The organism is Pseudonocardia sp. NPDC049154 (genome assembly GCF_040648315.1).
GTDB lineage: Bacteria > Actinomycetota > Actinomycetes > Mycobacteriales > Pseudonocardiaceae > Pseudonocardia.
In genome coordinates, this window is record NZ_JBEZDN010000036.1 from 9,578 (window position 1) to 23,055 (window position 13,478).

The following is a 13,478-nucleotide window of genomic DNA, read 5'->3' on the forward strand; positions in this document are numbered from 1 at the left end:
TAACCCACCCCCACGCACCCCACCCTCTCCCCCACCCCCCCGCTCACCCCATCTCAGCTCGTAGAAACTGGGGTCGCCCCGGGGGCGGTGTGGGGGGGGGGCGCCCGGGCCGGCCGGTCCGCCCCAGCCGCGCGGTTCAGCGGAACTCGGGGATGATGTGCTCGGCGAAGGTTTCGAGCTGTCGCTTGGCCTCGTCGAGTGGCATCAGGCCCTGGTCGAAGAACCAGGAGAACCATTCCAGCTCGCCGCCGTTGCCGTGGATGGTCGCGAGGTCCTCGATGTCGCGTTTGATGTCGTCGACGGTGCCCACCAGGCCGTATTTGGTCTTGGTGAAGCGATCCATGGTCCACTCCTCCGGGGGCAGCAGCGCCGAGCCCTTCGGGTAGGTCTGCTCGTCGCCGGGTAGGCGCAGCGCTTCCCAGAAGCCGAAGCCGGAGAAGTAGATCTGGAATCCGTAGTAGTTCGTGCGTTCCATCAGGTTCCAGGCCTGTTGCCGGTCCTCACCGAAGGCCACGGCGCGGAACGCGCCGATGTTCTCGCCGAGCTTGAGCTGACGGCCCGCTTCGGCGGCCGAGGACTGGTACAGCTTGGCCAGGTGCGTGAACTGTCCCGGTTCCGCCACGAGGATGATCGGCATGACGCCGTGGTGTGCGGTGTGGACCATGGTCGACTCGGACACCGAGAACGGCTGGAAGGCCGGCGGGTAGGGCTGCTGGTAGGGCTTGGGGATCACCGAGATCCCGCGGATGTGGCCGTTCTCGTCGATCTCGTCCGGGTGCCCGTACTGGCGGGTCCACTCCGCGGCGGGCCAGCGGGTGATGCCCTCCTTGGGTGGCACCTTGTAGAACTCGCCGTCGAAGGTCAGCAGGTCGTCCGTCCACGCCTTGTAGATCAGCTCGAGGTACTCCTCGTGCACCGCGCGGTTGTGTTTGTCGTCGGGGCTGCCGTCCATGGGGGTGCCCTTGACGGGGATGTGCTGGCCGAAGACGTTGACCCAGCGGTCCTGGTAGCCGCGTGCGTAGCCGCCGTACACGCGGCCGCCGGTGAGGTGGTCGAGGTAGGCGACCTGTTCGGCGACCCGGAGCGGGTCGTTGGCCGGCAGCACCAGCGACAGGGGTGCGAAGGCGATGTTCTGGGTGCGGGCGGCGAGGTCGGCGTAGAGCATCATCGGCTGCACCGACGCCTCGAACCCCTCGGAGTGGAAGTGGTGCTCGGTGGTCGAGAAGACGTCGAACCCCACCTCGTCGGCGATCACGGCGAGTTCGCGGACCTCGGCGATCATCGCCTGGAAGGCGTCGTTGTCACGGCCGATGGGGCGCCGTGCGGCGCGCTCCTCCAACGTCGCCGGAATCGTCGGCAGCATGAACAGCTGGAACTTCACCGCGGGCTCCCTTGCTGTGCACGGACCGGCGGGGAGGCCGGCTCCGAGGACGGTGGCTTGCTGACGGGACGATCGAACCGCGGAACCGGGAGGCGTCCGTGTCCTAATTTGCCCCACCGGGCGGCCTCCGGCGGACGGCGCGGTGCGTCAGGCGTCCTCACGAGGCCGGAGCGTGACGTCCGGTGCGTGCCCGTCCGCGAGGCCGAGTGCGCGGATCTCCTCCGGGACGTAACCCAGCTCGGCCAGGATCTCCGGTCCGTGCTCCCCGAGCCGCGGCGCCGGCCGCAGGTCCACGGGGGCGGCTCCGGAGAAGTCGACGGGGAACCGGGCGAAGCGCAGCGGTCCCTCGGTCGGATGCACCGCGGCCTCGAACGTGCCCGTGGCGCGCAGGTGCTCGTCGGAGAACAGCTCGGGCACGGTGAGGACCGGCATCGCCGCGATGCCACGCTCGTCGAAGGCGGCCAGCCACTCGGCGGTCGGGCGCCTCCGCAGCTCCTCCTCGAGCAGCCGGTACAGCTCGTCGACGTGCAGCGTCCGGGCGGTGATCGTGCGGAAGCGGGGATCGGCGGCGAGCCCGGGCCTGCCCACGAGCTCGAAGAACGCGCGCCACTGCGGGTCCGTGTAGACCATGACGCCGACGTGCCCGTCGGCGGTCCGGTACGGCCTGCGGTACGGGGAGTTCAACCGGGAGTAGCCGGCGGGCCCGCGCGGCGGGTCGAAGACGTAGCCGCCCTGCTGGTCGAGCAGGGTGAACGCGACCATCGTCTCGAGCATGGGCACCTCGACGGCAAGTCCCCGCCCGCTGCGCTCCCGCCGGTACAGCGCGGCGGCGATCGCCCCGACCGCCATCAGGCCCGTCGCCTTGTCGGCGACCGGCGTGCGGATGTACGTCGGTCCGTCGGGTCCGCCCTGCACGGCGGCGAGCCCGGACGAGGCCTGGATGACGTCGTCGTACGCGGCCTTGTCCCGGTACGGGCCGGTGCTGGAGAAGCCGCGGACCACGCAGTAGACCGTGCGCGGGTTGGCGGCGTGCACGTCCTCGGCGTGCAGGCCGAGCCGCGCCACCGCCTCCGGCCGCATGTTGTGCACGAACACGTCGGCCCTGCCGACCAGGCGCATCAGGGCGCGACGCCCCTCGGGCCGTTTGAGGTCCAGCGCGATGCTGCGCTTGCCGCGGTTGGCGTTGAGGAACACCGGGCCCATGCCCGTGCCGCGCTCGTCCCCGACATAGCGGAGGACGTCGCCGGCAGGGGCCTCGACCTTGACGACGTCCGCGCCCATCTGCGCGAGCAGCAGCGTGCAGTACGGGCCCATGAACGTCGTCGTCAGGTCCACGACCTGCACACCTGCGAGGGGAGCCTCTGCTGCGGCATCCGGGGACATCCAGCGCCCGCCCCTCCCACGTCGGCCCGTCTGCCGACGAAACTACGGCGCGAATCATCGCAGCGCGAGGTCGCCCGCCCGCGTCCCACTTCGGGACACGGTCCCGGACCGGCGGCCCCGGGTGGCGCGCTGATCGTCTCCACGCCACCCTGACGTCGTGAAGCGCGCGCAGACCAAGGCCGCCCTCGTCCGCCTGGCCGTCGCCGCGGAACGGGTGCTGAGCCGGGTCGTCATCGTCGTCGTGGTGATCCGGGGGCGGCGCCGGCCGCTCGTCCTGCCCTTCATCGGCCACGGGTCCACCGAGCGTGTCCGGATCGGTGCGCGAGTGGCGATGGGACACCCCGACGCCGTCACCGAGGACGACCTCGCGCCCGGTCCGCGCTCGCGGCGGCAGGTTCTGCTCGCGAGCCTCAGCCGCTTCTTCACGATCGAGCTGCCCGGGGCGCACGTCGCCATCCGTATCCCCGCCGGGGTCCGGCACGTCCGGGCGGACGTCGAGGGGTACGTGGACGCCGTCGTCGAGCGGCCGGGTCTGGAGCCGGGCTGGCACGAGGCCGAGCTGACCCTCCAGGCCGGGACGGCCGCGCGGGCGAAGGTCCTGGTCGTCGATCCGCGGGCGGACGTGGCCCTGGTCAGCGACGTGGACGACACCATCCTCGAGACCGGCCTGACGCGGGGGCTCGCGTTCCTGCGGGCGACCCTGTTGACCGAGACCGCGGACCGCGCCCCGCTGCCCGGCTCTGCGGCGCTGTACCGGGCGCTGGTCGCACCGCACTCGGGGGTGTGCCGGCCCGTCTTCTACGTGTCGACCAGCCCGTGGAACCTGCACGGCACGCTGCTGGAGTTCATCGCGCTGCGGGCGTTCCCGCTCGGCCCGCTGTTGCTCACGGACTGGGGTCCGGGGCACGGGAACCTGTTCCGCATCGGCGCGCGCGAGCACAAGATCGGGCTGATCACCCAGATCCTGGACGAGCACCCGGGGCTCGGGCTGGTCCTCGTCGGCGACACCGGCCAGCTCGACCCGGAGATCTACGCGGCGGTCGCGGAGGCGCACCCGGACCGGATCCGCGCGGTCTACGTACGCCGCCCCCCGGGGCCCACCCTGCGCCGGGACGCCGAGGTCCGGGCGCTGGCGGAGCGGGTGACCGCGCTGGGGGTGCCGATGCTGGCCGTGGACGACAGCGTCGAGATCGCCGAGCACGCGGCGTCGATCGGGCTGCTCGACCCGGCGGAGATCCCGGCGATCCGGGCCGAGACGGCCGAGGGCAGGCGCGGTCCGCTCTCCATCGGCCTGTCGAGGTCCTGACCGGCGGACGGCCGCCGCCCACTGCAGCGAACAGGACCGCCGAGTCCGAGCCGGACGCGTGGTAGCGGCCGGCCCGGGACCGGAGGATCCCGGGCCGGGGCCCGCTCAGCTCGTCATCGCGTCGAACATGCCGGGCTCGTAGGAGCCCGCCGGGGTGCGCGCGATGACGTTGATCCGGTTGGCCGCGTTGACCAGGGCGACGAGGGCGACGAGGGCGGCGGCCTGGTCCTCGTCGTAGTGCTTCCGGACCTGCGCCCAGGTCTCGTCGGACACGCCCTGGTGGGCGTCGGCGAGCCGGGTGCCCTCCTCGGCGAGCGCCAGCGCGGCCCGCTCCGCCTCGGTGAACACGGTGGCCTCGCGCCAGGCGGCGACCAGGTTGAGCCGGACCGCGGTCTCGCCGGCGGCCGCGGCATCCTTGGTGTGCATGTCGGTGCAGAAGCCGCAGCCGTTGATCTGGCTGGCGCGCAGGGACACCAGCTCCTGGGTGGCCTTCGGCAGCGGGGACCGGTGGATCACCAGGGCGGCGTTGGCGAAGCGCTTGCCGAAGGCGGCGGCGATCTCGTTGTCGAACAGGTTGATGCGGGCGTCCATGACCTCGTCCTCACTCGTGGTGCCGTGTGCTGCTGCACTGGACGGACACCAGATGCCGGCGGGCGGGTCCCCGTGACAGGGGCAGGATGTGACGTGCGCCATGGAGATCGACCCCTGTCCCGGTGTCACGGAACGGCGGGCCGCGGCGTCTGGTGCGGGACACCGCGAAGGAGGAGGAGCACCCATGTCGACGGAGCACCAGGACCCGGCCGCCGCGAACCCCGCCACCGAGACGTTCGTCGCCCACCGCAACCTGCTCTTCACCGTGGCCTACGAGATGCTCGGCTCGGCCGCCGACGCGGAGGACGTCCTCCAGGAGACCTGGCTGCGCTGGGCGACCGTCGACCTCGACGCGGTGCGGGACCGGCGCGCGTACCTCGTGCGGATCACCACGCGCCAGGCGCTCACCCGGCTGCGTACGCTGGGCCGGCGCAAGGAGTCCTACGTCGGGTCCTGGCTGCCCGAACCGTTGCTGACCTCGCCGGACGTGGCGGAGGACGTCGAGCTGGCCGACAGCGTCTCGATGGCGATGCTGCTGGTGCTCGAGACGCTGGCGCCGACCGAGCGGGCGGTGTTCGTGCTGCGCGACGTGTTCGACCTCGGGTACGACGAGATCGCGGAGGCCGTCGACAGGAGCCCCGCCGCCGTCCGTCAGATCGCGCACCGGGCGCGGGCGCACGTCGCCGCGCGCCGCCCCCGCGGGATCGTCTCCCCGGCCGAGACGCGGAACGCGCTCGACGCGTTCCGGCGGGCGGTCGAGACCGGCGACCTGCAGGGCCTGCTCGACATCCTCGCCCCGGACGTCGTCCTCGTGGGCGACGGCGGCGGCGTCAAGCAGGCGGTGCTGCGGCCCATCGTGGGCGCGGACAAGGTGGCCCGCGTGCTGACCGCCGGGCTGGGCCGGGTCGCCGCCGCGGCGTCGTTGCAGTCGGTGCAGGTCAACGGCCACCCGGCGCTGATCCTCCGGCTCGACGGCGAGCTCGACAGCGTCGTGGCGGTGCGCATCGACCAGGGCCTCGTCACCGGGCTCTATGCCGTGCGCAACCCGCAGAAGCTCTCGCACATGGAGCGGGAGACCGCCCTGCAGCGCTGAGCTGCGGACAGGGGGGGCCGACCGGCCCGCCACGCCGGGACCGCCGGCGGTGCCGCCGACGATTCTCCCGGGTCACCCTGCCGCGCAGGGACCGACGAGGGAGGGACCATGGGGACACCGACGATCGTCGTGGGGGTGGACGGGTCCGCTGGGTCGCGGACCGCGCTCGGCCACGCGCTCCGCGACGCGGTGCGCCGGGAGGCCCGGGTGCGGGTCGTCATGGCCTTCGAGGCGCCCGACTTCTGGCCCGAGTTCGGCCGGGCGGGCGGACCGCCCACGGCCGCGGAGGTCACCCGCACCCTCGAGAGCAGCCTGCGCGAGGCGGTCGCCGAGGCGCGGGCGGAGCTGGGTGACGAGGTCGCGGACGTGCCGGTCGACGTCCTCGCCCTGCCCGGCTCCCCGGCCGCCGTACTGCTGGGGGAGGCCGGGGACGCCGACGACCTGGTGGTGGGGCACCGCGGCCGCGGCGGCCTGGCGAGCACGGTGCTCGGGTCGGTCGGCCTGCAGTGCGTGCTGCACGCGCCGTGCCGGGTCACCGTGGTCCGCCCGCCGCGGACCGCACCCGTGCCCGCCGGGGACGCGCCGTGACCGCGCCGCTGCGGCGGACCCTGGTCCGCGACGTCATGTCGACGCGCGTGGTGTCCGTCCGGCCCGAGGCGGACTTCGACGAGGTCGCCCTGGTCCTGACCCGCAACGCGGTCCGCGCCGTGCCGGTGCTCGAGGGCAGCCGGCTGCTCGGGGTCGTCTCCGAGGCGGACCTGATGCGGACGGCCGAGCGGGGCGACCCGGCGGCGTCGTACGAGCGCTTCCGCCGGGCCGACCCGGCGCGGCCGGCCACGGCGCGCGCCCTGATGAGTACGGCTGTGGTGACCGTCCGGCCGGACGCGTCGGTGGCGGAGGCCGCGCGGCGGATGCGGGAGCGCGGCGTGGGGTGGCTGGCCGTGACCGAGTTCCACGGCGCCGCCGAGCACGTGGTCGGCGTCCTCGGCCGTACGGACGTGCTGACCGTCTTCCTCCGGGACGACGCGGAGCTGCGCGCCGAGATCGTCGACGGCGTGCTGCGGCCGGTCCTCGCCGAGGAGGCCGACGCCGTGTCCGTCGAGGTCGAGCGGGGTGTCGTCACGCTGTCGGGCCACCTCCGCCGGTCCGGCCGGGCCCGGCGGGCGACGGCGTTGGTGGCCAGGCTGGAAGGGGTCGTCGCCGTCCGCGGCGACCTGGTCGACGACCGGGACGAGCGGGTCGCCGAGCCGGCCGCCGGACCCGGCTCCTGAGCGGTCTCCGCGTCCGTCGCCGACGGGAGCTCGGGGCTCACGACCTGAACGGAGCGGGTACGACGGCCCTCCTGGCCGTGCCGTAGGCGGGGGAGGCTCGCCCGGGACGCGAGGAGGAGGGCGCCGTGCACGAGTCGAAGCGCTGGACCGTGTCGATCGACATCGACGAGCACGAGGGCCGGACCCGGGCGGTGGCCCGGCTCCACCCGGACGAGACCCAGTCGGTGATGGGGGTCGGCCTGGCGCGGTTGAACCCGGCGGACCGCGACGTGCCCGAGATCGGTGACGAGCTCGCGGCCGCGCGGGCGCTGTCGGAGCTCACCCACCGGTTGCTCGGGATCGCCGCCGACGACCTGGAACGGGTCAACCAGCCGGCCGTGCGGGGCGGATGAGCCCGTGACCGGGACCCCCCGACGGACCTTCGGCACTGCCGGTCCCGGGGGAACGGCCGGAGCGTGGCCGTCATGAGCGCATCGTCGACCCTGCCCGACGCCGACGAGGAGCAGCACGTCCTCGCTGCCCTCTACGGCGACGAGGCCGACATCGACACACCCGCGGTCCACCTGCCCGGCGTGCCCGGCGCCGTCGACCCGCCGGCAGACGGTCCGGATGTGCCCGCGGAGCCGCGCACCGAGCCGTCGGCCGACGCCCCGGAGGAGGAAGGCCGCGATGCTCGCCGGTGAGCACGCCCGCCCGTCGCGGCCCCGCCGGCGCGACGGCCGCCGCCGCTCCGACCGGGTCGCCGACCTGGTCGCGTGGGTGGTCAGCGCAACGGTCCTCGTGCTCCTCGGGGCGTCGGTCCTGGTCGGCCTGGGCGTCCACGGCGACCTGACCGACCGGGCGGCCGCCGAGGTGCGGGACCGGACCCCGGTCACGGCGGTCCTCACCGAGGACGTGCCGGTCCTGCCCGAGGGCCGCAACCTCGTTCCGGCCGACGTCCGCTGGACCGACCGGACCGGCGTCGAGCACGTCGGCCGCACGGAGGTCGCGGGGCCGCGGCGGGTCGGGGACCCGGTCGAGGCCTGGGTCGCGGCGGACGGGCGGCTCGCGCGCGCCCCGCTGACCGCCACCGAGATCGTGTTCGTCACGGTGGCGAGCGCCAGCGCGGTCCTGGTGATCGGCGGGTTCGTCGTGGCCGCCCTCGCGCACCTCGCCGCCGGCGGGGTCGCCCGGCTGCGCGCCGCCGAGTGGGAACGGGAGTGGGACGAGGTCGAGCCGCGCTGGCGGGACGGCCGATGATCACGGGGCAGGGCCTCCCGCTGCGGGCCGACGACGTGATGACGAGCCCGGTCGTCACCGTGCCGGCGGACACCCCGATCGCCCCCGCCGCCGCGCTGCTGGCCGCGCACGGGTTCACCGCCGCGCCGGTGGTCGACGCGGACGGGCGGTTGCTCGGCCTCGTGACCGAGGCCGATCTGGTCCGCGACCGGTTCCGCCTCGAGGGGCGCGAGCCGCAGGTCGTCGACGAGGTCATGTCCCGCACGCCGCTCGCGATGCGCCCGGAGGACGAGCTCACCGACGTCGTGTCCCTGATGCTCGACTCGCACGTGCGGTCGGTCCCGATCGTCGACGACGGCGACCTGGTCGGGATCGTCACCCGGCGGGACGTCCTGCGGGTGGTCGCCCGGGGCGAGCGCGGCGCGGCCGAGGTGCGGCGCCGGCGCGGACTGCCGGAGCGCCCGGCGCCACCGGCACGCACCCGTGGCCGGGTCGTCGTGGGCGACGACGGGTCGCCGGGCGCCGCCGCGGCGCTGCGGTTCGCGCTGGACGAGGCCGCCCGCCGCGGGGTGCGCGTCGAGGTGGTGTCCGCCTTCGCCGTGCCCGCGCCCTGGCCGGTGCGGTCCGGCGCGCCGCAGGTGCCGACCTCCCGGGACCTGGCCGTCGAGGTCGAGCGGGAGCTGCGGGCCCGGGCCCGCGCGGCGGCCGAGGAGGTGCGCGCCGAGCAGGGCGACGCGACACCGGAGGTGGCGGTCCGGGCCGTCCCCGGCGAGCCGGGACAGGTGCTCAGCGGGGCCGCCGCGGGCGCGGACCTGCTCGTCGTCGGGTCCCGCGGGCGCGGGGCCGCCGCGAGCCTGCTGCTGGGATCGGTCGGGCTGCACTGCGTGCTGCACGCCCCGTGCTCGGTGACCGTCGTGCCCCCGCCGGGCCGCTCGGGCGAGGACGTGCGGGCCGGCGCGGAACCGGCGGAGGCGACCCGGTGACGGCGCTGCGCCGCACCCTCGTCGGCGAGGTGATGACGACGGACGTCGAGGCGGTCGGCCCGGACGCGTCCGTCGCCCAGGTCGTCGCCGCCCTCCGCCGGCGCGGGGTCCGCGCGCTGCCCGTCGTCGACGGGGAGCTCCTGCTCGGGGTGGTGTCCGAGGCCGACGTGCTCCGCCTCGCCGAGCACGACGACGTGGAGCCCCCGGTGGTCCACCGGCGCCGCCGGTGGCAGCACCGGCCGGAGGTCCCGCCGCACACGCGGGCGCGCGACCTGATGACGTCGGACGTCGTCGCCGTGGACCCCGGCACCGGCGTGGCCGAGGCGGCCCGGACGATGGCGGCGCACCGGCTGGGGTGGCTCCCGGTCGTCGACGAGCCCGGGGCGGACCTCGCCGACCGGCCGCCGCGCCTGCGGGGCGTGGTGGGCCGCGCGGACCTGCTGCGCGTGTTCGAGCGACCGGACGACGACCTGGCGCGCGAGGTCCGCGACGAGGTCCTCGGCCGGATCCTGCTGCTGGATCCCGGGCAGGTGACGGTCACGGCCGCCGGCGGGGTCGTGACGCTCGAGGGCCGGGTGTCCACGCACGCCGACGCCGTCGTCGCCGTCGCCCTGACCCGCCGCCTCGAGGGCGTGGTCGACGTGGTCGACCACCTCGGCCACGACGTGGACGAACGCACCGTCGACGTGAAGTCCCTCTGAACACCGGGTTACGCAGCGCTGGCCGATCACCCCGCGGCGCGGCAGAGTCGGCCCGGACCGCGTACCGATCCAGTGCCGACGCCCCGGAGCCGCTCGTGTCCTCCGCCCCGTCCGACCTGACACTGCTCGATGCCTGGTGGCGCGCCGCGAACTACCTGTCGGCCGGGCAGATCTACCTGCTCGACAACCCGTTGCTGCGCGAGCCGCTCGCGGTGGAGCACGTGAAGCCGCGGCTGCTGGGGCACTGGGGCACCACGCCGGGGCTGAACCTGCTGTACGCGCACATGAACCGGGCGATCCGCGCCCGCGACCTGAACGCGCTGTACGTGACCGGGCCGGGGCACGGCGGGCCGGGGCTGGTGGCCAACGCCTACCTCGAGGGCACCTACAGCGAGATCTACTCCGGGATCGGCGAGGACGTCGACGGGCTGCGGGCGCTGTTCCGGCAGTTCTCGTTCCCCGGCGGGGTGCCCAGCCACGTCGCCCCGGAGACGCCGGGGTCGATCCACGAGGGCGGCGAGCTCGGCTACGCCCTGGTCCACGCCTACGGCGCGGTGTTCGACAACCCCGACCTGCTGGCGTTGTGCGTGGTCGGCGACGGCGAGGCCGAGACGGGCCCGCTCGCCGCGAGCTGGCACTCGAACAAGTTCCTCGACCCGCGCCGGGACGGGGTCGTGCTGCCGGTCCTGCACCTCAACGGCTACAAGATCGCCAACCCGACGGTGCTGGCCCGGATCCCCGAGGAGGAGCTCGCCGCGCTGATGCGGGGCTACGGCTACACGCCCCGGTTCCTCACCGCCGGGCTCGACACGGACCACGCGGCCGTGCACGAGGAGCTCGCCGCGACGCTCGACGCCACGCTGGACGAGATCGCGGCGATCAAGGCGGACCCGCCCGCCGACCGTCCGGCGTGGCCGATGATCGTGCTGCGCACGCCGAAGGGCTGGACCGGGCCGCGGGAGGTGGACGGGAAGCCGGTCGAGGGGACCTTCCGCGCCCACCAGGTGCCGCTCGCCGGCACCCGCACCGACGAGCGTCACCGCGCGCAGCTCGAGGAGTGGATGCGCAGCTACCGGCCCGAGGAGCTGTTCGACGAGAGCGGCCGGCTCGTCGAGAAGATCCGTGCCCTCGCGCCGGAGGGCGAGCGGCGGATGAGCGCGAACCCGCACACCAACGGCGGGCTGGTGCTGCGGGATCTGGCGATGCCGGACTTCCGCCGTCACGCCGTGCCCGTCGACGAGCCGGCGGCGGAGCCGAGCGAGGCGACCCGGGTGCTGGGCGGGTTCCTGCGCGAGGTGATGCGCCGCAACCCCGACCGCTTCCGGCTCTTCGGCCCGGACGAGGTGGCGTCCAACCGGCTGCAGGCGGTGTTCGAGGAGACCGACCGGGCATGGAACGCGCGCATCGAGGCGGGCGACGAGCACCTCGCCCCGGGCGGGCGGGTCATGGAGGTCCTGTCCGAGCACCTGTGCCAGGGCTGGCTGGAGGGCTACCTGCTGACCGGCCGGCACGGGCTGTTCACCAGCTACGAGGCGTTCATCCACATCGTCGACTCGATGCTCAACCAGCACGCCAAGTGGCTCAAGACCACCCGGGCCATCCCGTGGCGGGCGCCGATCGCGTCGCTGAACTACCTGCTGTCCAGCCACGTCTGGCGGCAGGACCACAACGGCTTCTCGCACCAGGACCCCGGTTTCCTCGACCACGTCGTGAACAAGAAGGCCGAGATCACCCGGGTGTACCTGCCGCCGGACACCAACACGCTGCTGTCGGTGGCCGACCACTGCCTGCGCAGCCGCCACTACGTCAACGTGATCGTCGCGGGCAAGCAGCCGCAGCTGAACTACCTGTCGATGGACGAGGCGATCGCGCACTGCACCCGTGGCCTCGGGATCTGGGACTGGGCGTCCACTCCCGTCTCCGACGGCGCCGAGGAGCCGGACGTCGTGCTGGCCTGCTGCGGCGACATCCCGACCCTGGAGACGCTGGCGGCGGCGGCGCTGCTGCGCGAGCACCTGCCCGAGCTGAAGGTCCGGGTCGTCAACGTCGTGGACCTGATGCGGCTGCAGCCCGACCGCGAGCACCCGCACGGCCTGTCGGACCCGGAGTTCGACGCGCTGTTCACCGTGGACCGGCCGGTGATCTTCGCCTTCCACGGCTACCCGTGGCTGATCCACCGGCTCACCTACTCCCGCAACGGGCACCGCAACCTGCACGTGCGCGGGTACATCGAGGAGGGCACCACGACCACGCCCTTCGACATGGTCATGCTCAACAATCTCGACCGCTTCCACCTGGTCATGGACGTCATCGACCGCGTGCCGTCACTGGGCAGCCGGGCCGCGACCCTGCGGCAGAAGATGGCCGACCGCCGCCTCGCCGCCCGCGCCTACACCCGCGAGCACGGGGACGACGACCCCGAGATCGCGGACTGGCGGTGGGCATGAGTGTGCTGGTGGTCAATGCGGGCTCGTCGAGTCTCAAGCTGCGCCTCCTCGGGCCCGACGACGAGGTGGAGGAGAGCGCGGACACCGAACCCGGGGCAGACCTGGACGACGTCCTGCGCGCGTGGCCCACGCCCGACGCGGTCGGCCACCGGGTGGTGCACGGCGGCACCCGGTTCACAGACCCGGTGGTGATCGACGCGGACGTCCGTGCGGATCTGGAGCACCTCACCGCGCTGGCCCCGCTGCACCAGCCGAAGTCGCTGGCCGGGCTCGACGCCGTCACCGCGCTGCTGCCCGACGTCCCCGCCGTGGCCTGCTTCGACACCGCCTTCCACACCACCATCCCGGAGGCAGCCGCGACCTACGCCGTGCCGCAGGAGTGGCGCGAGCGGTACGCGATCCGTCGCTACGGCTTCCACGGGTTGTCCCACGCCTGGTGCTCGGCCCGGGTGGCCGAGCTGACCGGCGCCCGGCGGATCGTCACGGCACACCTCGGGGCCGGGGCGTCGCTCGCCGCCGTCCTCGACGGCCGCAGCGTGGACACCACGATGGGGTTCACGCCGCTGGAGGGCCTGGTCATGGCCACCCGCTCCGGCACCGTCGACCCCGGCCTGGTGCTGTGGCTGGAGGAGCACGAGCACCTCGCCCCGCACGAGGTCGCCGAGACGCTGGAGAAGCGGTCCGGGCTGGTGGCGCTGGCCGGCACGGCCGACATGCGGGAGATCCTGGGCCGGGACGACGACGCGGCCCGGCTGGCCCTGGACGTCTACGTCCACCGACTGGCGGCCGGCATTGCCGCGATGGCCGCCGCGGCCGGTGGGTTGGAAGCGCTGGCCTTCACCGGCGGGGTCGGTGAGCACGCGGCCGAGGTCCGCGCCCGGACCGCCGAGCGGCTGACGTTCCTCGGCGTGGCCGTCGACCCGGCCCGCAACGATGCCGGCGCGGGCGAGATCACCGCCGTCGGGGCTGCCGTGCGCACCCTCGTCGTCCCGGCCCGCGAGGACCTCGAGATCGCCCGCGGCACCCGCGCGGCCCTGGGCCGCCGGGGCGCCGGCGTCGCGACGCCCGGGTGAGACCGGCGGCGCTGCCGGCCGATCTCCGGCG

14 protein-coding genes are annotated in these 13,478 nt (G+C 74.4%); 11 read left to right on the top strand and 3 right to left on the bottom strand.

The window, feature by feature from the left end; translation table 11 throughout:
- Window positions 1-136: 136 nt before the first annotated feature.
- Complete coding sequence (locus AB0B41_RS18860; protein WP_358204806.1) at window positions 137-1,381, bottom strand: LLM class flavin-dependent oxidoreductase; 1,245 nt, start codon at window positions 1,379-1,381, stop codon at window positions 137-139.
- A 147-nt stretch (window positions 1,382-1,528) separates the two neighbouring features.
- Window positions 1,529-2,764 carry a CoA transferase gene (locus AB0B41_RS18865; protein WP_358204808.1) on the bottom strand — a complete coding sequence of 412 codons (1,236 nt, stop codon included), beginning with the start codon at window positions 2,762-2,764 and terminating at the stop codon, window positions 1,529-1,531.
- A gap of 157 nt (window positions 2,765-2,921) precedes the next feature.
- Between AB0B41_RS18865 and AB0B41_RS18870 the strand changes: the two genes are divergently transcribed.
- Complete coding sequence (locus tag AB0B41_RS18870) at window positions 2,922-4,070, top strand: phosphatase domain-containing protein (RefSeq protein WP_358204810.1); 1,149 nt, start codon at window positions 2,922-2,924, stop codon at window positions 4,068-4,070.
- A gap of 105 nt (window positions 4,071-4,175) precedes the next feature.
- Here the strand turns inward: AB0B41_RS18870 and AB0B41_RS18875 are convergent, their stop codons facing one another.
- Entirely contained in the window at window positions 4,176-4,661 is a 486-nt protein-coding gene (locus AB0B41_RS18875; protein WP_358204812.1) for a carboxymuconolactone decarboxylase family protein, read from the bottom strand.
- Between the two features lie 184 nt (window positions 4,662-4,845).
- Here AB0B41_RS18875 and AB0B41_RS18880 point away from each other — a divergent pair, with 184 nt between their 5' ends.
- The 10 genes from AB0B41_RS18880 (at window position 4,846) to AB0B41_RS18925 (ending at window position 13,447) form a co-directional block, all read left to right on the top strand.
- Complete coding sequence (locus tag AB0B41_RS18880; protein WP_358204814.1) at window positions 4,846-5,754, top strand: RNA polymerase sigma-70 factor; 909 nt, start codon at window positions 4,846-4,848, stop codon at window positions 5,752-5,754.
- A 108-nt stretch (window positions 5,755-5,862) separates the two neighbouring features.
- Window positions 5,863-6,342 carry a universal stress protein gene (locus AB0B41_RS18885; RefSeq protein WP_358204817.1) on the top strand — a complete coding sequence of 160 codons (480 nt, stop codon included), beginning with the start codon at window positions 5,863-5,865 and terminating at the stop codon, window positions 6,340-6,342.
- Complete coding sequence (locus tag AB0B41_RS18890; protein WP_358204819.1) at window positions 6,339-7,025, top strand: CBS domain-containing protein; 687 nt, start codon at window positions 6,339-6,341, stop codon at window positions 7,023-7,025. Before AB0B41_RS18885 ends, AB0B41_RS18890 begins: the two co-directional genes overlap by 4 nt.
- Before the next feature lie 125 nt (window positions 7,026-7,150).
- On the top strand, window positions 7,151-7,417 hold the full coding sequence (locus tag AB0B41_RS18895) for a DUF1876 domain-containing protein (protein WP_037045876.1): 267 nt from the start codon (window positions 7,151-7,153) through the stop codon (window positions 7,415-7,417).
- Between the two features lie 72 nt (window positions 7,418-7,489).
- Window positions 7,490-7,708 (top strand): hypothetical protein, encoded by a 219-nt coding sequence (locus AB0B41_RS18900; RefSeq protein ID WP_358204821.1) that lies wholly within the window; start codon window positions 7,490-7,492, stop codon window positions 7,706-7,708.
- Complete coding sequence (locus AB0B41_RS18905; protein ID WP_358204823.1) at window positions 7,695-8,264, top strand: hypothetical protein; 570 nt, start codon at window positions 7,695-7,697, stop codon at window positions 8,262-8,264. Before AB0B41_RS18900 ends, AB0B41_RS18905 begins: the two co-directional genes overlap by 14 nt.
- Window positions 8,261-9,226 (top strand): CBS domain-containing protein, encoded by a 966-nt coding sequence (locus tag AB0B41_RS18910; protein WP_358204825.1) that lies wholly within the window; start codon window positions 8,261-8,263, stop codon window positions 9,224-9,226. The genes AB0B41_RS18905 and AB0B41_RS18910 overlap by 4 nt, the downstream gene beginning before the upstream one ends.
- Window positions 9,223-9,927 (top strand): CBS domain-containing protein, encoded by a 705-nt coding sequence (locus AB0B41_RS18915; protein WP_358204828.1) that lies wholly within the window; start codon window positions 9,223-9,225, stop codon window positions 9,925-9,927. The genes AB0B41_RS18910 and AB0B41_RS18915 overlap by 4 nt, the downstream gene beginning before the upstream one ends.
- 95 nt (window positions 9,928-10,022) lie before the next feature.
- Window positions 10,023-12,374 carry a phosphoketolase family protein gene (locus AB0B41_RS18920; RefSeq protein ID WP_358204830.1) on the top strand — a complete coding sequence of 784 codons (2,352 nt, stop codon included), beginning with the start codon at window positions 10,023-10,025 and terminating at the stop codon, window positions 12,372-12,374.
- Window positions 12,371-13,447 carry an acetate/propionate family kinase gene (locus tag AB0B41_RS18925; RefSeq protein ID WP_358204832.1) on the top strand — a complete coding sequence of 359 codons (1,077 nt, stop codon included), beginning with the start codon at window positions 12,371-12,373 and terminating at the stop codon, window positions 13,445-13,447. Before AB0B41_RS18920 ends, AB0B41_RS18925 begins: the two co-directional genes overlap by 4 nt.
- Window positions 13,448-13,478 lie beyond the last annotated feature (31 nt).